The sequence below is a fragment of the Pseudoxanthomonas sp. genome, assembly GCF_027498035.1.
Taxonomy (GTDB): domain Bacteria; phylum Pseudomonadota; class Gammaproteobacteria; order Xanthomonadales; family Xanthomonadaceae; genus Pseudoxanthomonas_A.
On sequence record NZ_CP114978.1, the window covers coordinates 2,538,736 to 2,560,270 of the forward strand.

General features: G+C 66.9%; 16 protein-coding genes and 1 pseudogene. 10 read left to right on the plus strand and 7 right to left on the minus strand.

Annotated elements, in window-relative coordinates:
• Positions 1-16: 16 nt before the first annotated feature.
• From O8I58_RS11010 to O8I58_RS11030, 5 genes and pseudogenes are all read right to left on the minus strand, one after another.
• The gene (locus tag O8I58_RS11010) at positions 17-1,036 is read right to left on the minus strand and encodes a cupin-like domain-containing protein (protein WP_298315669.1); all 1,020 of its coding nucleotides are present in this window, start codon (positions 1,034-1,036) and stop codon (positions 17-19) included.
• Positions 1,020-1,727 (minus strand): SapC family protein, encoded by a 708-nt coding sequence (locus tag O8I58_RS11015; protein ID WP_298315672.1) that lies wholly within the window; start codon positions 1,725-1,727, stop codon positions 1,020-1,022. The genes O8I58_RS11010 and O8I58_RS11015 overlap by 17 nt, the downstream gene beginning before the upstream one ends.
• Before the next feature lie 14 nt (positions 1,728-1,741).
• The gene (locus O8I58_RS11020; RefSeq protein ID WP_298315675.1) at positions 1,742-3,241 is read right to left on the minus strand and encodes a tryptophan 7-halogenase; all 1,500 of its coding nucleotides are present in this window, start codon (positions 3,239-3,241) and stop codon (positions 1,742-1,744) included.
• A 94-nt stretch (positions 3,242-3,335) separates the two neighbouring features.
• A pseudogene (locus tag O8I58_RS11025) lies at positions 3,336-6,423 on the minus strand (TonB-dependent receptor).
• Positions 6,424-6,742: 319 nt separating this feature from the next.
• Positions 6,743-7,369 carry a TIGR00645 family protein gene (locus tag O8I58_RS11030; protein WP_298315678.1) on the minus strand — a complete coding sequence of 209 codons (627 nt, stop codon included), beginning with the start codon at positions 7,367-7,369 and terminating at the stop codon, positions 6,743-6,745.
• Positions 7,370-7,481: 112 nt separating this feature from the next.
• Between O8I58_RS11030 and O8I58_RS11035 the strand changes: the two genes are divergently transcribed.
• Both O8I58_RS11035 and O8I58_RS11040 read left to right on the plus strand, forming a co-directional pair.
• Positions 7,482-8,177 (plus strand): glutathione binding-like protein, encoded by a 696-nt coding sequence (locus O8I58_RS11035; protein ID WP_298315681.1) that lies wholly within the window; start codon positions 7,482-7,484, stop codon positions 8,175-8,177.
• 178 nt (positions 8,178-8,355) lie between these two features.
• Entirely contained in the window at positions 8,356-10,560 is a 2,205-nt protein-coding gene (locus tag O8I58_RS11040; protein WP_298315683.1) for a S9 family peptidase, read from the plus strand.
• A 121-nt stretch (positions 10,561-10,681) separates the two neighbouring features.
• Here the strand turns inward: O8I58_RS11040 and O8I58_RS11045 are convergent, their stop codons facing one another.
• Complete coding sequence (locus O8I58_RS11045) at positions 10,682-11,149, minus strand: hypothetical protein (RefSeq protein WP_298315685.1); 468 nt, start codon at positions 11,147-11,149, stop codon at positions 10,682-10,684.
• Between the two features lie 276 nt (positions 11,150-11,425).
• Between O8I58_RS11045 and hemB the strand changes: the two genes are divergently transcribed.
• The 6 genes from hemB (at position 11,426) to O8I58_RS11075 (ending at position 16,271) form a co-directional block, all read left to right on the plus strand.
• Positions 11,426-12,415, plus strand: a complete 990-nt coding sequence (hemB, locus tag O8I58_RS11050) for a porphobilinogen synthase (RefSeq protein WP_298315687.1) — start codon at positions 11,426-11,428, stop codon at positions 12,413-12,415.
• Between the two features lie 11 nt (positions 12,416-12,426).
• On the plus strand, positions 12,427-12,762 hold the full coding sequence (locus tag O8I58_RS11055; protein ID WP_298315690.1) for a hypothetical protein: 336 nt from the start codon (positions 12,427-12,429) through the stop codon (positions 12,760-12,762).
• Positions 12,763-12,838: 76 nt separating this feature from the next.
• A complete protein-coding gene (gene aroE / locus O8I58_RS11060) occupies positions 12,839-13,678 on the plus strand; it encodes a shikimate dehydrogenase (protein WP_298315693.1) in 840 nt (279 codons plus the stop codon).
• A 161-nt stretch (positions 13,679-13,839) separates the two neighbouring features.
• Positions 13,840-14,787, plus strand: a complete 948-nt coding sequence (locus O8I58_RS11065) for a methionine ABC transporter ATP-binding protein (RefSeq protein ID WP_298322911.1) — start codon at positions 13,840-13,842, stop codon at positions 14,785-14,787.
• The gene (locus O8I58_RS11070) at positions 14,784-15,455 is read left to right on the plus strand and encodes a methionine ABC transporter permease (protein ID WP_298315696.1); all 672 of its coding nucleotides are present in this window, start codon (positions 14,784-14,786) and stop codon (positions 15,453-15,455) included. Before O8I58_RS11065 ends, O8I58_RS11070 begins: the two co-directional genes overlap by 4 nt.
• Positions 15,456-15,470: 15 nt before the next feature.
• A complete protein-coding gene (locus tag O8I58_RS11075; RefSeq protein ID WP_298315699.1) occupies positions 15,471-16,271 on the plus strand; it encodes a MetQ/NlpA family ABC transporter substrate-binding protein in 801 nt (266 codons plus the stop codon).
• 66 nt (positions 16,272-16,337) lie between these two features.
• On the opposite strand, the gene O8I58_RS11080 is transcribed toward O8I58_RS11075, so the two are convergent.
• Entirely contained in the window at positions 16,338-17,912 is a 1,575-nt protein-coding gene (locus O8I58_RS11080) for a thioredoxin family protein (protein ID WP_298315702.1), read from the minus strand.
• 230 nt (positions 17,913-18,142) lie between these two features.
• Here O8I58_RS11080 and O8I58_RS11085 point away from each other — a divergent pair, with 230 nt between their 5' ends.
• The gene (locus O8I58_RS11085; protein WP_298315705.1) at positions 18,143-19,174 is read left to right on the plus strand and encodes an NADPH-dependent curcumin/dihydrocurcumin reductase; all 1,032 of its coding nucleotides are present in this window, start codon (positions 18,143-18,145) and stop codon (positions 19,172-19,174) included.
• An 85-nt stretch (positions 19,175-19,259) separates the two neighbouring features.
• Positions 19,260-21,392 (plus strand): ATP-dependent DNA helicase DinG, encoded by a 2,133-nt coding sequence (dinG, locus tag O8I58_RS11090; RefSeq protein WP_298315708.1) that lies wholly within the window; start codon positions 19,260-19,262, stop codon positions 21,390-21,392.
• Positions 21,393-21,535: the final 143 nt, after the last annotated feature.

A 21,535-nucleotide genomic window follows, 5' to 3' on the forward strand; every position in this document is an offset into this window, starting at 1 on the left:
GCTTCCTCTTGGGGCGTCAGCGATTCAAGCGCTGTAGCAGGCGTGCGCGCAGTTCGCGCGCGCGGGTTTCATCCATCGGCGCCAGCGCACCACGGGCCTCGGCCGCGATGTGCGCGGCGGTGCCGGCGTCGGCATCGAACACGTAATGACGGAACACCTCGCGCCAGTGTTCGCGCTCGTGCGCGGGCAGGTCGCGCACGCTCAACAGCGCCAGCATCAGCGCGTTCATCGGCGAATCCATGTAGGCCGGCGACTGCCGCCACCAGTAGTTCACCAGGATGTTGAACGGCGCCAGCCCTTCCATGTGATGCCACCACAGCGAGGGAATCAGCACGGCGTCACCCGGCTCCAGCACGGCCACCTGCGCGTGCTGCAGTGCCTGCGCGAAACGCGGATGCTGCTGCAGGTCGGGCGCGGCGAAATCCACCAGGCTCACCGCCTGCCCGGCCGGCGTGCGGTCCAGCGGGCCGATATACAGGTTGCGCAACTGGTCGGGCGGAAACAGCGTCACCCTGCGCCGGCCCGCGACCACGCAGGCAATGTTGTCGGGCACGTCCTGGTGCGCCGCGATGCGGGTGCGATTGCCGATCCAGATGCTGGCCAGTGGCGTGTGTGCGCCGAGATCAAGATCGTTCTCCGCGCGGAAGCCGGGCAGCCAGGTATCGATGGTGGTGGAGCCCACGTAGATCGCCGGTGGCGTGGCCTGTTCCAGGTATTTCAGCAAGGTGTCCAGCACCACCGGAAGCGGCACCCGCTCCTGGCGGAAATTGAAGCCCTGCTGGTCCTGCGTGTAGAAGAAACGGCCGCCCGATTCCGGCGCGGCGACCGAGGCCACGACCGGATCGGGCCGGGCGAAGCGCCGTAGATAGTCCACCGCGGCCTGTGCGGACACCGCACCGGCCCGCGCCATCGGCCAATCCCTGACCAGCCCACGCAGTACCAGCGGACGGCCCGCGGCCAGCAGCGCCGGATCCAGCGCGTCTGGCGCCAGGCCATGACGCTCCTCGATCGGCGCGGCGTCAGCCAGCGACGGCATGCGCGTGCTCCATGCGGCCGATCAGATCCCGCAGGTGCGCCATCGAGGCCACCGCCATGAAGATCGGCTCCAGATACCCCGCCTGCGACAGCGCGTGCAGCGCGACGGCGTCCAACGCACGTAACCGTTCCTCGTGGATGGTGTAGCAGCCGGTCAGGCGCCCGCTCTGCCCACCGGAAAGCTTGATGTCCAGCACGAAGGATTCCAGCAGCGCATGCGCAAGCAGTGCGTCGATGAAGGCAGCATTGCCGGCCAGCCCTTCGTGCAACGTGCGCAGTACCGAGGCGATGTGCTGCAGCAATGGTGTATGGCCGCCATGTTCGAGGAACAGCGGCTCGCCGGCCGGATCGATCCGCGGATGATCCAGGTCCACGTGCAGCAGCGGCTCGCCCTGCGCATCGTGGCCGATCGCGAACGGCTGGCGCTCGATTGCCAGTGGCAGGTAATGCGCATCCCAGCCGTCGCCGCGCAGGAACACGTTCTGTCCCGGCTGCAGCCCAAGCAGCGCCAGCGGGTGGAAGACGCCCTGTCCGTCCTTCTGGAACACGATCGGGTAATACGCCTGCAGCGCACGGAACTCGCCCGGGAAGGTCACCACCGACATCACCTCGTCGCCCAGGCCGGCGCCACGCCGGGTGCTGACGCGCAGGTCGCGATGGTCGATGTTGTTGAGCAGGGCGTGACGCGGCATCGGGAGGTCCTGGATCAGAGACGGGGCAGGCCGTGGGCCTTGATGTGCTCCACCAGCGCGCGGTGCGCGGGCAGTGCCGGCAGCATGCGCTGGGTCGATGCCGCACTTTCGGCGAAACAGGCTTCGGCAGCCAGAAGACTTTCGGCCAAGCGCGCCGGGCGCGGCTGCGGGCGCGCGCCCATGCCGTAGAGGATGTATTGCCAGCTGGCGGACGGAAAGATCTCTTCGCTGCGCGGAAAGTCGCTGCGCGAGGGCGGCTGGTGCTGCCACAGCTGCAGCAGCTCGCGCAGGCGCTGCGGGATCGTCTCTTCGCGCCGATGCGCCTGCCAGTACGGCGTCTGGCGGTGGCTGAGCGCGTAATGCAGCTTGAGGAATTCGATCACCCGCTGCCAGCGATAGGCGAAGCTTTCGTTGAAGCGTGCGGCCAGCAGCGCCATGTCGGCGCGGTTGGCCGGCATCTCGTCGGCCAGGCGCGCGGCCGCCAGTTCGACCAGGACCAGCGAGGAGGCTTCCAGTGGCTCGACGAACCCGCTGGCCAGGCCCACGGCCACGCAATTGCGATGCCAGGGCGTGGCGCGATAGCCGGGATTGAGATCGATGCGCCGTGCCGCCGGCAGGCTGGCGGCGGCCGGGCCACCGCTGGCCTCGATATAACGCCGCAGGTCGTCTTCGGCCTGGTCGTCGCTGGTGTAGGTGCTGGCGTAGACATGGCCGACGCCGCGACGCGCGGACAGGCCGATGTCCCAGATCCAGCCCGCACGCTGCGCGGTGGAGATGGTCTGGCAGGCGATGGGGCCGTTGGGATCGGCGTAGGCCACCTGCAACGCCAGCGCGCGGTCGTTGAACAGCGTGTCATCGACGCGAACCGGCGCGATCCCGTAGTGCTGGCCCAGCAACAGCGCGCGCAGGCCGGTGCAGTCGACGAACAGGTCACCGGCCAGCGCGTCCTGCCCACGAACCTGGAGCGCGGCGATGTCGCCGTTGTCGTGGCTCATCACCGCGTCCATGTGGCCCACGACGTGGCGTACGCCGAGCGTGCCCACGCAGTGCTGGCGCAGGAAACCGCCCAGCGCGGTCGCGTCCAGGTGATAGGCATAGTTGGCCACCGCCGCGTATTCGGGCGTGGCGAACTGCTTGGGGCCACGTCCGGCATCGCATAGATGCGGCTGGACGCTGGCCAGGTGGGCAAACGAAGCGTGGCCGCGCGCGTTCCAGCCCACCGCCAGCTGGGTATCGCCGTAACCCCTGGGCAGGGAGAAAGGATGGGTGTAGCGATCCTGCGCGCTGCCATCGACCCAGCCGACGAACTGCGAACCCTGCTTGAAGGTCGCATCGCACGCACGGACGAAATCGGCCTCGCCCACGCCGATCGCCGGCACGTCCGGAGATTCGAGCACCGTGACGTCCAGGCTAGGACCTGCACGATCGCGATGCTCGGCTGCGATCAGACCTGCGGTCAGCCAGCCGGCCGAACCACCACCCACGATCACGACATGACGGATGGCCTGCTCCACGGTTCCTCTCCCGCTCCGACACCGGTGTCCGTGACAACGCGAAGGGCCACTGGAATTCCAGTGGCCCGTGCGCAACTTCCCGTGCGGGCAGCGCTCAGAACCTGTAGCGCGCGCCGAACATGTAGCGTGGCCCGAACTGATCCAGCGTATACACCTGATGCGAATTCCGGCCGTGTACGCGAGCGGTTTCGTCGGTGACGTTGATGCCTTCCACCGACAGGGTCAGGTTCTCGGTGACCTGGTAGCTGACGTTCAAGTCGAGCTGGCCATAGGCCTCGGTATACAACGGGTTGGAGCCCTTTCCGTCAGTCAACGCATTGAGGAATTCGTCGCGCCAGTTGTACGCCGCACGCGCCTGCCATGGCCCCTTGTCGTAGAAGACCACGAAGTTGGCCGAATCACTCAGACCTGTCAGCGCGAACTGCGTTCCCAGCACGCCGTTGTTGTAGGTCAGGCCCGAATCGACCTTGGTGTAGTTGGCCGACAGACCGAAGCCGCTTTCCCCGAACACGTGCTGGATGTTGAACTCCCATCCATCGAGCTTGTCCGAGCGGTTGTTGACCGGACGGGAAATGTTGAACTCCAGCGACGGGTCGCCGGGCTGTCCAACGATGCTGCCCGTGGCCGCATTGACGCCTGGGTTGCCCATCGTAATTGGCGAAGATGTAGTTGCGGATGCAGACCCGGTTGCTGGCAGCGCAGCCACCGGTCCCGATGGCCTCGTTCCAGTAGGCGCCACCCGCAGGCGTGGTCAGGCCGGGAAGCGGGGTTTCGCGCACCGTCTGGCTGGCGATGAAGTTATCGATCTTCTTGTAGAAATAGCCAACCGACAGGTAGCTGCCTTCGGCGTAATACCACTCATAGGACAGGTCAAAATTCCTCGACACCAGCGGCTTCAGCCCGGGGTTGCCGGAGCTGCCACCACCGCCATCGAACCGGGCCGGGCTGCCGAAGCTCTGCGCGGCATTGAGGTCGCTCCAGTTCGGTCGACCGATGGTCTTGCCGGCACTGAAGCGCAGCTTCATCGCATCATTCAGATCGAGCGCCAGGTCCAGGCTTGGCAGCCAGTACTTGTATTCGCCGCTGCGCGTATTGAACTGAGAACCTTCATACACAAGGTTGAATTCATTTTCCGAAGCCCAGTTGACCGCAACGGGCGCCGGCTGCAGTGCGTTGGCCGTCACTTCGGTGTCTTCGTAACGCATGCCGATATTCACGCTCAGCGGCATCGCCAGATCGAAGGTATTGCTCCACTCAACGAAGGCGCTGCGCGATTTCTCGCGCACACGACTGTCGCCGACGGTGCGGCTGGCCGAGGTTCCCTGGACCGTCGCGCCGCTGTAATCGGTCGAGGCCAGGTAGTCCTCCGGCACGCCCAACCCTGCCGCCGTGCGCGCATTGGCCGCAAGCTGACGCATCGTCTCGAAGTCGAACAGGAAGAACGCGTCCGTGAAGTTGGGATTGCTGGAACCGGGGATATCGAAGAAGTCACCCATGTGTGCAATCGGGAAGGCTTCGTCCGGATAGGCCGCCGGACCTTCGGGCACGTTGCCGCCCCAGGTATCGAGCTGCACGTTGGTGAAGGCCGAGCGGTTCTTGTAATCGGTGCTGGACACACCGAAGTTCAGCTTGGAATAGTCCTCGAACTGGAACTGGCCGCCGACCTGGAACTGCTTGATCGTGGCCTTTTGATAGTCATTGCGGAACACCGAGCCGGTCGCCTGCATCATCGACGGATCGATCTCGGTCATGCCCGGCGGGAGTTCCAGGGTCAGGACCGGGAAGTCACCGCTGAAATCAAGGCCGGCGCCCTGGCGGAAGAAGCCCGCGGTGGACATGCTGTTGCTGGTGCCATACGGGCTGTCCGGGCGCGATTCGGCGCTGGAGTCGTGGTAATCGAAGTTCAGGCTGAAGGAATCATTGACCTGCCACTCCACGTTGAAACCCAGCGACTTGTTCTCGTGCACGACCGCGGTCTTCTGCGCGGCCATCGCAAAGTCCGAGCAACCCGGATCGGTGGCACCGGTGCTGTAGGTCCTGGGCGTGCAGGTGTAGGACTCGTGGTATTCCAGCGGCGACGACCCCGAACCCGGCGTCCAGGCGCTCTGGTCGGGCGTCATGTTCATCCACACCGACATGTCGTTGCGCAACGACTGGATCTTGTTTTCCGAATAGGTGTAATCCAGGGTCGCGGTCAGGTTGTCGGTCGGCGCGAACTGGAAGGCCAGCTGGCCATTGGTGCGTTGGCGGTGCACCGAGTTGATCGCGTAGCCCAGGCTCTGCGGCATCGAATAGACATCGTTGGCGCCCGGCCGGTTGGTGACCGCCGGCGAGCCATCCGGCTGCAGGTTGGAGTTGCGCGGAATGCCGTCGGGCTGCAGCGTGTCGATGTAGGGCTGCCAGCCATTGCCCGGCGCGACGAAGGCCGAGGCCGAACCCGACTCGCGCTCCTGGCGGCTCGCGCTCAACGAAATACCGAAGCGGTTGTCGGCCCAGGTGTTGCTGAAGATGCCGGAGATTTCCGGCGTGACCGAATCGCCCTTGTACTTGCCCGGCAGGTCGTCGTCGGACGTGTCCACCACGCCCTTGACGCCAGCGCTGGCGTGGAAGCCCGGGTTGTCCAGCGGACGCGCGGTCTTGATGTTGATCGTGGCGCCGATGCCGCCGACCGGCGTGCTGGCGCGGCTGGTCTTGTAGACCTCGACCGCGGAGATCGACTCGGAGGCCAGGTCGGAGAATTCAAACGCGCGGCCGCCGGTGGAGGTCGGCATCTGCCGGCCGTTGAGCAGCACCAGGTTGAAGTCCGGGCCGACGCCGCGCACGGTGACCTTGGAGCCTTCGCCATTGCTTCGATCGATCGACACGCCGGAGATGCGCTGCAGCGACTCGGCCAGGTTGGTGTCCGGGAACTTGCCGATGTCCTCGGCCACGATGCCGTCGACCACACCCTGCGAATCACGCTTCAGGTTGGCTGACGAGATCATGCTGGCGCGGATGCCCTTGACCTGGACCGCGTCCAGATCGGTCGGCGTGCCGGCATTGCCAGGTACCGCTTGTGCAGCCGGATCGATCGGCTGCTCCTGGGGCTCGGTCGTGGTCTGCGCAACCACTGGCGCGGACAGCGCAAGCAGCATTGCGGAAACAAGCAGCCGCTTTTGCGGCACGGTGTTGGGATGCTTCATGGAACGGCCCTCCCCAGGGAATTCGCAGCGTCACGGTGGCTGTTTGGCGCCGGAAGCGAACACAGCCCGCCACCAGCGGGGCGGATTTGTGTCATCCAGTGACAGCGCTGTCACGCCGCACCGCAGCACCATGGCCGAAACGCTTAAAGCCCGTAGGGAAAGGGCTTTTGAGTGCTGCCATGCAGCAAAAACAGTGCGCAGCCACACGCCATCCAGAGCATGTCTGGATGCACGTATGACAACGTTTACAGATGTGTGCCGATGCTTGCCAACCCCGCCACCAAATTCCTGCGGCCGGTCGTTGGCGGCCGCGCGCCCGTCAGTGGCTGGCCGGACGATCCCCTCGGGCAGGATGCGGGGCATTCATCAGGCGGTCGGTCCAGGCGATACCGATCGCCGACAGGATGAAGACGCAGTGGATGATGGTCTGCCACAGCACGCCGTCGCGGGTCAGGGTGGAGCAGGTCGCATTGGCGCCGATGCTGCTCGCCGCCTGGGCCAGCATGTCCGGCGAACAGAACGGCAGGCCACCCAGCGCGCCGGCCGCGATGAAGGTCTTGAGCAGGTGGATCGAGGAGATGCCGATGATGGCCATCGCCAGCTTCACCTTGAGCACGCTGGCGTTGACGTGGCTGAGCCACTCCGGCTGGTCGGGATGGTTCTCCAGTCCCAGGCGCGAGACGAAGGTCTCGTAGCCGCCCACGATCACCATCACCAGCAGGTTGGAGATCATCACCACGTCGATCAGGCCCAGCACGATCAGCATGATCTGCTGCTCGCCCATGCTCGGTGCCTCGTGGATGAGGTGGTAGAGCTCCTTGGCGAACAGGAACACGTAGACGCACTGCGCCAGGATCAGCCCCAGGTACAGCGGCAGCTGCAGCCAGCGCGAGGCGAAGATCAGGCCGGCGATCGGGTTGAGCTTGGGGTGCGGTTGCGGAGACATGGGCGGAACGCTCCATTACGTGGGCGCGGCAGCGTAGCGACGGGCCGGGACACTGCCAAGCGCAGGCCCCGCGTAACATCGGCTTCTTTCAGCACTGTAAGGAAAGCCCCCGATGATCGACCTGTATTACTGGCCCACGCCCAACGGCCACAAGATCACCTTGTTCCTGGAAGAAGCCGGGCTGGACTACACGATCAAGCCGATCGATATCGGCAAGGGCGACCAGTTCGCCGCCGATTTCCTTGCCATTTCCCCCAACAACAAGATGCCGGCCATCGTCGACCACGCCCCCGCCGATGGCGGCGCAGCGGTCAGCGTGTTCGAATCCGGCGCGATCCTGCTGTACCTGGCGGAAAAGACCGGGCGATTCCTGCCTGGCGATGCGCGTGCGCGGATCGAAGCGCTGGAATGGCTGTTCTGGCAGGTCGGCGGACTGGGACCGATGCTGGGCCAGAACCATCATTTCAACCAGTACGCACCGGAAAAGATCCCCTACGCGATGGACCGCTACGTCAACGAAACCCGTCGCCTGTACGGCGTGCTGGACAAGCGCCTGGAAGGCCGCGCCTTCCTGACCGGCGACGATTATTCCATTGCCGACATGGCCGCCTATCCGTGGATCGTGCCGCACGCCAAGCAGCAGATGGATCTGGTGGACTTCCCCAACGTGCAGCGCTGGTTCGAGGCGATCGGCGCGCGTGCGGCCACGGTCAAGGCCTATGCCCTGGCATCGCAGGTCAATCCGACGCTGGGCGCGCCACTGACCGATGAGCAGCGCAGGCATATGTTCGGCCAGCAGGCCAAGTAAGCGTCTATCCGCCGAGGCCCCACCTGTAGAGCGGAGCTTGCTCCGCTGGGTCTTCCCTGCGATCTATTCGAAGAGCAGCCGAGTCCCCAAAAGGGGATTGCAACAAGCTCGGCTTCGCAAGGAGACCGCTGACCCGCGCCCGCTTACCCTGCTCCAGCTCTCCCTTTCATCGCAACGCATGCCCACTCCACTACCCGCCACGCCCTTGACCCTCGACGCCATCACCGGCGACAAGCCGCTGAGCGGACCGACGCTGCTGAAGCCGACGCTGTCGCCCGACGGCACGCGCGTGGCTTACCTGCGCGGCCGCGACGACGAGCGCTATCGGCTGGACCTGTGGGAGTACCACCTGGCCAGCGCGCAGCATCGGTTGCTGGTGGAAGCCTCGGCCGTGCTGTCCGGCGAGGAAACCCTGAGCCAGGAAGAACAGGCGCGCCGCGAGCGCCAACGCATCGCGGCCTACCGCGGCATCGTCGATTACCAGTTTTCACCGGATGGGCAGCGCCTGTTGTTTCCGCTGGGCGGCGAGCTGTACCTGTTCGATCTTGGCGGCAGCGGCGCCGATGCCGTGCGTCGACTCACCCATGGCGAAGGCTTCGCCACCGACGCCAAGCTTTCGCCCGCGGGCGGCTTTGTCGGCTTCATCCGCGCGCGCAACTTGTGGGTGATTGACCTGGCCGACGGCACCCAGGTGCAGCTGACTTTCGATGGCAGTGCGGTGATCGGCAACGGCGTGGCCGAGTTCGTCGCCGACGAAGAGATGGCCCGGCACACCGGTTACTGGTGGGCGCCGGATGATTCGGCCATCGCCTTTGCGCGCATCGATGAATCCGGAGTGCCAGTGAAACAGCGGCACGAGGTGCATGCCGACCGCACGGTCGTGGTGGAACAGCGTTACCCGGCCGCTGGCGAGCCCAACGTGCAGGTGCGACTGGGCGTGATCGCCCCGCGTGCCGGCGCCGCGACGCAGTGGATCACACTGGGCGAAGAGGCCGACATTTACCTGGCGAGGGTGGACTGGCGTGATCCGCAACACCTGACCTTCCAACGCCAGTCGCGCGACCAGCAGACGCTGGCACTGATCGAACATCGCCTGCAGGACAACGTGCAGCACACGCTGCTGACCGAACATGCGAAGACCTGGGTGCCGCTGCACGATGCGCTGCGTTTCCTCGAGGACGGAGGCTTTGTGTGGGCCTCCGAGCGTAGCGGCTTCCTGCATCTGTATCGCTGCAGCGAAGACGGCCGCACGCAGACCGCGCTGACATCGGGCGCCTGGCCGGTGGATGCGCTGCTGGCCATCGACCAGGCCGCCGGCCTGGTGTACTTCAGCGCCGGGCTGGACGACGGCCTCCCGGCGCCGCGCCAGATGCAGCTATTCGCCGTGCCACTGGCCGGCGGCCCGATCCGCCAGCTGTCGCGGGACACGGGCATGCACGCCGCCAGCTTCGCGCGCGATGCGCAGGTGTACGTGGACAGCTGGTCCAGCACGACCGTGCCACCGCAGCTGACCCTGCACCGCGCCGATGGCGAACGGCTCGCCACCCTGATTGCCAATGACTTGGACGATCCCGCGCATCCATACGCGCCTTACAGGGACGCGCAACGTCCGCTCGCATTCGGCACGCTCATCGCCGCCGACAGCAGCACGCCGCTGCACTACAGCCTGCTCACGCCACCGGGCTTCGACCCGACCAAGCGCTATCCGGTCGTGGTGTACGTCTACGGTGGGCCGGCCGCGCAGACCGTCACCGACAGCTGGGCCGGCCGCGCCGATGCGCTGTTCAACCAGTACCTGGCACAGCAGGGCTATGTGGTCTTCAGCGTGGACAACCGCGGCACGCCGCGGCGCGGGCGCGACTTCGGCGGCGCGCTATACGGCTGCCAGGGCACCGTGGAAGTGGCCGATCAACTGGCCGGAGTGGACTTCCTCAAGCGTCAGCCATGGGTCGATGCAACGCGCATCGGCGTGTACGGCTGGTCCAATGGCGGCTACATGACGTTGATGCTGCTGGGACAGGCGCCGCAGGTCTATGCCTGCGGCATCGCCGGTGCACCGGTCACCGACTGGGCGCTGTACGACACCCACTACACCGAGCGTTACATGGACCATCCACAGGCCAACGCGGACGGCTATGCCAACGCCAGTGTATTCACCCATGCGGCGGGCATCGCGCCCGATGCGCTGCTGTTGCTGCACGGCATGGCCGACGACAACGTGCTGTTCTCCAATGCGACGCGGTTGATGAGCACGCTGCAGGCCGCCGGCACGCCGTTCGAGCTGATGACCTTCCCCGGCGCCCGGCACGGCCTGCAGGGCACCGACCTGCACTACCGTTACCGCCTGACCGAAGCCTTCCTGGCCCGCCGCCTGAAATCCTGACACCGCAAGCATCGCGCATGCGGCGTGGCGCTGATGCCGGCGCGATGAGCGTCATGGAGTCCGGCTTCAGCGGTGCGGCTTCTCTCCCTCCACAACGGCGACAAGGCGCGCGTGCCGCGCCCTACTCCGTGCGCGGCGGCTGCACCTGCGGCTGATCGTCGACCGGAGGCTCGGCGCCCGGCGGCACATAGATCGCCACGCCCGCACCCTGCTTCTGCTGGGTCGGAATGCCGATGCCGATCCCGCCGCCGACATGGCCGCCATAGGTGCCTCCGCCGACCGACACACCCACCGGCGAACGGCCACCGCCGCCCACGCCGATCAGCACGATGCCATTGGCGCCGAGCTTGGCGGCTTCGTTCTTCAGCCGCCGGACCACCGCGTCGGTCTGGCCCTGGGTGCCGAAACCGACCGCGCTTTTGGCATCGAGCTGGGCAATCTGGATGGACCCCGGTGGCACCGCCGTGTAGATGCGTACCGTGGCCGGGTCCACCGGCGGGCGGGCATCGGACAACATCACCTTGGACGTGCCGGCGCAGGCGGCCAGCGACAACAGCAACGCAGCGGCAAGGACAGGACGCAGGTTCATGGCACACCTTCTGTGGCAGCGAAATGGCAGGACGCCATCTTGACCCGGAATGATCGGCCAATCGCACTGAATCCGCACCGACACGCCCTTACCTGCGGGCACCGCATCCGGGCGTGAGGATGCCTTCACTGCTTTCCCACGGCGACGCAACCGCGCCTCCGCGCCAATGCGCGCAAGGCGAACCTGGCCGCGAACACGTCAGCGCCAAACCGTCCGTTGCAAGGGGCTGCGCCAAGGCCGGGCGTATCATGGCCGGGTTCAGCAGGAGTCCCCTCGATGTCTTACCCCGCCCAGCGTCCGCGCCGCATGCGCCACGACGATTTCTCGCGCCGCCTGATGCGCGAGAACACCCTGACCACCGACGACCTGATCCTGCCGGTGTTCGTGCACGAAGGCGAAGGCCGCATCCCGGTGCCGTCGATGCCGGGCGTGGAGCGGCTGTCGGTCGATGAGCTGCTGCGCGTGGGCGAACAGGCACTGGAACTTGGCGTCCCGGTACTCGATCTGTTCGGCGTGCCCGATCCGGCCGCCAAGACCGCCGACGGCCGCGTGGCCTGGGACGAGAACGGCATCATCCAGCGCGCCGCGCGGGCGCTCAAAAGCCGCTTCCCCGAACTGGGCCTGATGACCGACCAGGCGCTGGACCCGTACACCACGCATGGCCAGGACGGCCTGATCGACGACACCGGCTACATCCTCAACGACGACACCATCGAAGCGCTGGTCAAGCAATCGCTCTCGCATGCCGCCGCCGGCGTGGACATCCTCTCGCCCAGCGACATGATGGATGGCCGGATCGGCGCGATCCGCAGCGCACTGGAAGGCGCCGGCTTCATCCACACCCGGATCATGGCGTATTCGGCCAAGTACGCTTCGGCGTTCTATGGTCCGTTCCGCAGTGCGGTCGGCAGCGCCGGCAACCTGGGCAAGGGCAACAAGTTCACCTACCAGATGGACCCGGCCAACCTGGACGAGGCCATGCACGAGATCGCGCTGGACCTGGAGGAAGGCGCGGACATGGTGATGGTCAAGCCGGGCATGCCGTACCTGGACGTGCTGCGCCGGGCCAAGGACACCTTCAAGCGCCCGACCTTCGTCTACCAGGTCAGCGGCGAATACGCGATGCTCAAGGCGGCGGCCGCCAACGGCTGGCTGGACGAGCAGGCGGTGATGATGGAATCACTACTGGGCTTCAAGCGCGCCGGTGCCGACGGCATCCTGACCTACTTCGCCTTCGACGCGGCCAAGCTGCTGCGCCAGCGCTGATGGATACGGCGATGGCGCTACAGGCACTGCTCGGCCTGCCCATGGTCTGCGCCACCGCCTTCGCATTGGTGATCGCGCTGGTTGCCCCGCAGGTGCCGGGCCGGGGCCTGGCACGCTGGGGTGCGGCGCTGATGCTGGCCAGCCAGCTTGGCGCGCTGGCGGTCAGCGTCGGCCAGATGTCGTTGATCCAGCACAGCCTAGCCCAGGGCAGCGACGGCCTGCGCCAGGTGCAACTGGTGATCGGCATGGTCCACATGGGCCTGGGCGTGGTCGCGGTGGTGGGCATCTGCCTGCTGGCCTGTGGCTTCCTGCGTACCGCCCGGGTGGCCGCGCGCGCCACCCCGTAAAGCCGGTGCCGGCATGCCGCGCCGTCGACGCGCGGCGTGGGACACTAGGCCACTTCGGTTCCGCACGAGTTCCCACATGAGTCGCTACGCCCTGTTCGGCCGCTCCGTTTCCAAGTCGCCGTCCCCGCAGATCCATGCCGCGTTCGCCCGCCAGGCCGGTATCGCGATGGCCTACAGCGCCATCGACGTCGAACCCGAAGCGCTGGATGCCGCGCTGGATGCCTTCGTCGCCGGCGGTGGCCGCGGCGCCAACATCACCGTGCCGCACAAGGAAGCCGCCTTCGCCCGCTGCACAGCGCTGAGCGAGCGCGCCCGCAAGGCCGGCGCGGTCAACACCCTGCGCCTGGACGAGACCCAGTGGTACGGCGACAACACTGATGGCGCCGGCCTGATCCGCGACCTCACCGGCCGCCACGGCCTGGACCTGCGCGGCCGCCGCACCCTGCTGCTGGGCGCCGGTGGCGCCGCGCGCGGGGTCGCCCCGGCCCTGCTGGATGCCGGCGTGCGTGAGCTGGTCATCGTCAATCGCAACCCGGAACGGGCCGACGCACTGGCCGATGTGCTGGGCGAACCCGCACGCGCCCACACCCGCTACTGGGAAGACCTGGCCAACATCGGCGACTTCGAACTGGTCATCAACGCGACGTCCGCCGGCCGCGACGACGGCGTGCCGCTGTCGCTGCCGTTCGCCCTGTGCAACGACCTGACCGCGGCGGTGGACCTGAACTACGGCGAGGTCGCGATCCCGTTCCTGGCCTGGGCCCGTACCGCCGGCCTGCGCACCATCGTCGATGGCCTGGGGATGCTGATCGAACAGGCCGCCGAGAGTTTCGAGATCTGGCACGGGGTGCGGCCGGAGACCGACGCGGTGTATGCGCTGCTGCGGGCGCAGACGCCGGAGCCGAAGGCGGCGTGAGGCTTCGCGCCCTCCACCCGGCAGCCACTTGACCCGGTGATGCGCCCCTATAATTGCGTGCCACGCCGCACGCCGGCCCGCGCTTTCTGGTTGCTAATGCCGTGATTCAATTACAGGACGTCTCCAAGATCTACCGCACCTCCAGGCGGGACGTCACGGCGCTGTCTTCGATCAGTCTGGACATCCGCCGCGGTGAGGTCTTCGGCTTCATCGGTCATTCGGGCGCGGGGAAGTCCTCGCTGATCCGCCTGATCAACGGGCTGGAATCGGCGACGTCAGGCACGGTGACGGTGGACGGCGAAGCAGTCGGCCGTCTCGATGCGACCGCGCTGCGCGTGCTGCGGCGCCGGATCGGCATGATCTTCCAGCATTTCAACCTGCTGTCGTCGCAGCGCGTGCGGGACAACGTGGCGTTTCCGCTGCGGCTCGCCGGCCTGCCGGAACAACAGATCAAGGCGCGCGTGTCCGAACTGCTTGCCCGCGTGGGCCTGGAGAGCCATGCCGATGCCTTTCCCGCGCAGCTCTCCGGTGGACAGAAGCAGCGCGTGGGGATTGCGCGTGCCCTGGCGACGCAGCCGAGCATCCTGCTGTGCGATGAGGCGACCAGCGCACTGGACCCGCAGACGACGGCATCGGTGCTGGACCTGCTGGCCGAACTCAACCGCGAGCTTGGCCTGACCATCGTGCTGATCACCCATGAGATGGAAGTCATCCGCAGGATCTGCGACCGGGTGGCCGTGCTGGACCAGGGGCGCATCGTGGAAACCGGCCCGGTGAGCGAGGTCTTCCTGAATCCGCAGCACCCGACCACGCGCCGGTTCGTGCAGGAGTCCGAGCCTTCGCCCGAGGCAGGCATCGCCAGCAACGCCACTGCGCACGCGGGCCGGATCGTGCGGATCACCGTGCTGGGTGCCGATGTCGACCAGCCGCTGCTCAGCGAAGTCGTCAAGCACACTGGCGTCGATGTCTCGGTGCTGTCGGGCCGGGTGCACCGGATCAAGGACGTGCCGTATTCGCAGCTGGTCCTGAAGGTGTCCGGCCAGCAGGTCGACGCCGCCTTGCAGCAGCTCGCCGCGCTTGGCGCCCGGGTCGAGGAGGTGGGCGCATGAGCTTTTTCCAGCACCTTGACGCGGGCAAGTGGATCGAGATCCTGGCCGCCACGCGCGACACGCTGATCATGCTGGCGGCCTCGCTGCCGCTGACCCTGGCGGTCGGCCTGCCGCTGGGCGTGGCGCTGTACCTGACCGGCAGCAGCCAGCCCACCTCGCGTCCCTGGGTCAACCGCGGCGTCTCGTTCGTCATCAACGTGCTGCGCTCGGTGCCTTTCATCATCCTGATGATCTGCATGATCCCGCTGACGCTGCTGGTCATGGGCACCTCGCTGGGCGTGCGCGGCGCGATCCTGCCGCTGGTGGTCGGTGCGGCGCCGTTCTATGCGCGCCTGGTCGAAGGCGCGCTCAGCGAAATCGACAAAGGCGTGGTGGAAGCCAGCCTGGCCATGGGCGCGACCACCCGGCAGCTGGTGTTCCGCGTCCTGCTGCCGGAAGCCACGCCCGGCCTGATCGGCGGCGCCACGGTGACCGCGATCGCGCTGGTCGGCTTCACCGCCATGGGCGGTGCGATCGGTTCCGGTGGCCTGGGCGACCTGGCTTATCGCGAAGGCTACCTGCGCTCGCATACCGACGTGGCACTGGTGACCGTGGTCCTGCTGTTGATCCTGGTGCAGCTGTTTCAATTCGTGGGTGAGCGCATGGCCGCCCGCTACTCCCATCGCTAAATCCCTGGAATCGTCATGAAGCCACGCACCTCCCTCCTGTTCCTGATGGCCGCCGGCCTGTCTGCCTGCGGTGGTGGTGGCGCGCCCGCGTCCGGCTCCTCGCACCTGAGCGTGGCGGCCACGGCCGTGCCGCATGCGGAAATCCTGGAAGTGGTCAAGCCGATCCTGGAAAAGGAAGGCGTCCAGCTGGACATCAAGGTCTTCAACGACTATGTCCAGCCCAACGACCAGGTCGTCCAGAAGCAGATCGACGTGAACTACTTCCAGACCGAGCCCTACCTATCGGCCTACAACAAGGACCGCGGCACCCAGCTGGTGACCCTGGTCGGCGTCCACATCGAACCCTTCGGCGCGTACTCGCGGCGCTTCAAATCGCTGGACGCCCTGCCCCAGGGCGCCGATGTCGTCATCCCCAATGATCCAAGCAACAACAGCCGCGCGCTGATCCTGTTGGACAAGGCGGGCCTGATCACGCTGAAGGATGCGTCCAACCCGCTGTCCACGTTGCGCGACATCACCTCCAACCCCAAGCAGCTGAAGTTCCGTGAGCTGGACTCGGCGATGCTGCCGCGCGTGCTGGACCAGGTGGACCTGGCCTTGATCAACACCAATTACGCGCTGGATGCCGGCCTGGACCCGACCAAGGATGCCCTGGCGATCGAAAGCCGCGACTCGCCGTACGTGAATTTCCTGGTGGGCCGCGCCGATGAGAAGGACGATCCGCGCGTGCTGAAACTGGAAAAGGCGCTGACCAGCCCGGAAGTCAAAGCCTTCATCGAATCCAAGTACAAGGGCGCCGTCGTCCCGGCGTTCTGACGGCGCGTCGACCTGCATACGGCTGGACGCCTGGCGTCTCCAGCCGCTGCATCCCCTGCTTGAACCTCAGCTGCGCAGCCAGTGTTCGCATGCGGCCCGGTCGCTGCCGGCAGCCTCTGGCCTGGCGCACTGCCGTTGCATCTGCGTCTGCAGCTGGGCCAACGTGCTCGCGCCGTGATGCGCATCGCTCCATGCCGTCAAAGCCTTGCCCAGGCTCTCGAACCGTTGCTGGGTGCGCTGGTGATAGCCGGCGCCCTGGGTGTCGAGTTCGCCGATGACCGACGAGGCGGCCTGTTCGATGGCCGCGGCGTCGTTGGGCGTCAGGCGGATCAGGCCGGTCACATACAGCACGCCCCACTGCACGCGCGTGGCCGGACCTTCGGAACTCTCGTAAGCCTTGCGCAGCCACGCGACGGCGGCCTTGGTGTCACCGCGCTTCTCGGCCAGGTCGGCCAGGTCGGGCATGTAGTAATACGGCGTGTGGCTCTGGCTGAGTTCGGCGGTGAGCAGGGCTTCGGCGCCGGCGGCATCGCCGGCTTCATCCAGCAGCGAGGCGGCGTTGCTGATGGTCGCCTGGCGTTGGTAAGGGGTCTTTGATCCGGCATCGGCCGCGGCCACGCTGGCCTTGACCTTGTCCAGCAACGCGGTGGGAAGCGCGGCGTCCGGATGCTGCGCACGCTGCAGCTGGATTTCGGTGTAGAGCAGGCCGAGCTGGTCGTCGACATCGTTGCCGCGCGCCTTGAGCGAGCCCTGCAGCGCGCCGATCAGCTGCGCGCCAAGTTGCTCGAACTCGCCCGCATCGGGACTGGCCAGCTGCACCAGCGCCGGGCCGCGGTAACTGAGCAGGTCGAAGTTGGTACGGACTTCTTCCGGCGAGGACAGCGTGGCCTGCAGCAGGCTGCGGATCTGCGCCGGGTTCGGCTTCGGTCGCGCGGCATCCTTGGATGAGGATGCGTCAGCCAGCGCCAGCAGTTCGAAGCGCCGCTTCAGCGGTTCGTCCGGGGCTTGCCGGGCCAGCGCCGTGAACACCGCACCAGGGCCGTCGGCACCGGCGAGGTGATTGGCATCGACCTCCCAGCCGTAGTCGCTGAGCAGCTTCCAGTCGTCCGGCTGCAGTGCTTCAGGCTGGGCCAGCGCCGTGCGCAGGATGTCAGCCACCGAGGCGCGACGCCCGACCGCCAGCGTGAGCGCGGCGGTGATGCGGTCGGTGTCGCTGCCGCCAGCCAAACGCGTGATCTCGCGCTTGTCCGGGGTCAGGACGATCAGGGTCGGATAGCCCTTGACGCCGAAGCGCTCGCCCCAGGCCTGCGCGCCCGGCAGGTCGCCATCCAGGTACACCGGGATGTAGTTGCGGGTCAGCGCGATGAAATCCGGTTCCTGGAACAGCGTCGCCTTGAGCTTGTTGCAGGGCGGGCACCACACCGCGCCCCAATACAGCAGGACCGGCTTGCCGGATTCGACCGCTTCGGCAAATGCGTCGTCGACATCGCCCTTGCGCCAGGCGATGCCGGCCTGCGCGTCGTGTGCGGCTGCAGTCGCTGCCGGCGTCGCCGCGACCGGTGCGGCAGGCGGCGACTGGGCGCCCTGCGAGCAACCTCCCAGCAGGACAAGCGTGGCGGCAAGCGTGGGGATGGCGCGCATGGGAATCCGTTGGATGGTCGGGAGTGAGCCGGACGATTGTAGGAGCTGCCCGGCGCTGCATCGCATGGCGCTCATGTCGATTGGTTATGCCGTCAGTGGACGGCATGCGCATCGCCCGACCGGCGCAGCGGCGGCATGGAACACAGCTTTCGCGGTGTCCTGTTTTGCCGACCCGGGTGCCGGGCTACGGTGCCGCCGGAACATCCGCACCCAGCCCCAGGAGATCCCCCATGGCAGAAACGAACACGCGCGTTGTCCTGGCCTCCCGGCCCAAGGGCGCGCCCGTTCCAGTCAACTTCCGGCTCGAAACCCTGGCGGTCCCCGACCCGGGCCCCGGTGAAGTGCTGGTCCGCAATCTTCATCTTTCGCTCGATCCCTACATGCGCGGTCGCATGGACGATGGCCCCTCGTATGCCGCGCCGGTGGCGCTGGGCGATGTGATGCAAGGGCGGACGGTGGCGCAGGTGCTGCAATCGCAGCGCGCGGATCTGCGGCCCGGCGACCTGGTCGTTGCGCCAGGTGGCTGGCAGACCCACGCAGTGCTGCCGGCGCAGACGCCTGTCCGTCCGCTCGATCGCAATGGCCCCCCACTGATCACCGCGCTGGGCGTGTACGGCATGCCGGGCTTCACCGCCTATGCGGGCCTGCTGGAAATCGGTCGGCCGCAGCCCGGCGAAACCCTGGTCGTCGCGGCGGCCAGCGGCCCGGTCGGCGCCACGGTTGGGCAGATCGCCAAACTGCGTGGCGCGCGGACGGTCGGCATCGCCGGTGGGCCGGACAAGTGCCGCTACCTCAGGCAGATCGGTTTCGATGTCGCCCTGGACCACCGCGCGCCGGACTTCGCTTCAGCGCTGGAAGCGGCGGTCCCCGGCGGCATCGACATCTATTTCGAGAATGTCGGCGGCAAGGTCTTCGATGCAGTGCTGCCGCTGCTCAATGATTTCGCGCGGATCCCGGTGTGCGGCACGATCGCCAGCTACAACGCACGCGGCCAGGCCGGTGCCGGTCCCGACCGCGTGCCGCTGCTGTTGAGCCAGATCCTGCGCCAGCGCCTGACCGTGCGCGGCTTCATCCAGACCGATCTGCAGCATCTGTTCCCGCAATTTCTTGACGACATGGGCGCATGGCTGCAAGCCGGTGTGATCCAGCATCGCGAGGATGTGGTGGATGGCCTGGACCACGCGGTCGAGGCCTTCATCGGCCTGCTGGAAGGCAGGAACTTCGGCAAGCTGGTGATCCGGCTGGATCCGGACGCGCCGTAAGCACGAATGCTTCGCGCAGGACCCGCGGCGCGTTGGACGCCGCGTATCTCGGCCCACGCGACGCCCCCATGCGAAAATAGCGTCCATGAGTGATGGCACCGGCCCAGCAGCAAGCAAGGACACGGCCGAAGCGGGGCGCAGCCTCGACGAGGCGGTGAAGACACGCATCCGCGAGGCCTACACCGCCCTGCGCGACAACACGCCGGGTTTCACCACCCGCCGCGCGCAGAGCCAGATGATCGGCGTGGCCTCGCGGGCGCTGGGCACCAGCGGCGGCGTGGGCGTGGTCGAAGCACCCACCGGCGTGGGCAAGTCGCTCGGCTACCTGACCGCCGGCGTGCCGATCGCGCTGGCCGCGCGCAAGAAGCTGGTGATAAGCACCGGCACCGTCGCGCTGCAGGCGCAGCTGGTGGAGCGCGACATCCCCGCCTTCCTCAAGGCCACCGGCATCCAGGCCAGCGTGGCCCTGGCCAAGGGCCGCACCCGCTACCTGTGCACGCGCAACGTGGCCGAACTGCAGGGCGGCACGCCGACGCAGGAAGGCATGTTCGGCGACGAGGGCGCGCTCTACGACCGCCCGCTGACCCCGGCCGATGCGACCCTGGCCAACCGCCTGGCCAAGCTGTTCACCGACAACCAGTGGAACGGCGACCTGGATGCTTCGCCCGAGCTCGTCAGCCCGACCCTGCGTGGCCGCATCACCACCAACGCCGCAGGTTGCGCGGGCCGCAAGTGCACCTACGCCAGCCAGTGCCCGGTGTTGAAGGCCCGCACCAACGTGCGCGAAGCGCAGATCGTGGTCACCAACCACGCACTGCTGCTGTCCACCCTGTCGCTGGGCGACAACGAAAACGGCCAGCCGCTGATCGCCACGCCCAGCGAGATGCTGCTGGTGCTGGACGAAGGCCACCATGTCGCCAACGTCGCCATCGACCAGGGCGCAGCACGCCTGCCGATGGACGACATGAGCCGGCGCACCGGCCGCCTGCAGACGCTGATCGCGGCCACCTACCGCATGGTCGACAAGGACACCATCAGCCAGCTGCATCCCAACGAGGCGATCGACCTGGCGGTCAACGTCAGCCGCCAGCTCAAGGCCTTCCGCGATGCGCTGGATGCGGCGTGGACGCCCGACCCCAGCGAACGCGAACCACAGTGGCGCGCACCCAACGGCCGCCTGCCGGTGGAATGGTCGCCGTCCATCGACGCCCTCGCCGATGACACCCGCAACCTGCTCAACTGGGTCACCGCCGCCGCGCCGCTGGTCAACAAATCCAAGCAGGAAGACGCCACCAAGGAGCGTGTGCAGCGCAACCTGGGCATGGCGCTGGAAATGATCCAGGCCCAGTACGACCTGTGGGCCGGCTGGAAGCGCGAAGACCCCGACGGCGCCCCGCCGATGGCGCGCTGGATGACCCGCGACCGCGATGGCGACCTGGTCTGCCACTGCTCGCCGGTGTCGGCCGCGCACGTGCTGCGCCAGCTGCTGTGGAAGGAAGTCGATTCGGTGGTGATGACCTCGGCCACGCTGACCGGCGGCAATGGCTTCCAGGCGCTGTCCATCGACACCGGCCTGCCCGATCACGCCGAGATGGTCACCCTGACCTCGCCGTTCGACCTGGCCACCCAGGCGCAGCTGGTGGTGCCGAAATTCCCGGTCGCCCCGGATGACCGCGAAGGTCACCCGAAGGAAGTGGCCAAATACCTGGTCCGCGAGCTGGACTGGGGCAAGGGCTCGATGGTGTTGTTCACCTCGCGCTGGAAGATGGAAAAGGTCGCCGACCTGCTGCCGGTCACCCAGCGCAACCGCGTGCTGGTCCAGGGCGAAGGCAACAAGTCGCAGATCATCGGCGAGCACCTGCGCCGCATCGCCGCCGGCGAAGGTTCGGTGCTGTTCGGCCTGAACTCGTTCGGCGAAGGTCTGGACCTGCCCGGCGAAGCCTGCACCACGGTGGTCATCACCCAGGTGCCGTTCGCAGTGCCCACCGATCCGCAGACCGCGACCTTGAGCGAGTGGCTGGAGAGTCGCGGCCACAACGCCTTCAACCTGATCGCGATCCCGCACGCACTGCGCACGCTCACCCAGTTCGCCGGGCGCCTGATCCGCACCTCGACCGACACCGGCCGGGTGATCATCCTCGACTCACGCTTGCTGACCCGCCGCTACGGCCGCCAGATCATCGATGCGCTGCCGCCGTTCGCGCGGGTGATTGGGTGATTGGGTGATCATTCCATCAGCGGCTAGCAGGAAATGCGGCTGATCTGCCTGGATGTGCGGACATCCTGCTTAGTGATAACTTGATCGTCGAGCTCACGTTCACCGTGATCTTCAAAGGATGCGCCTCCGGGCGCTTATTGATT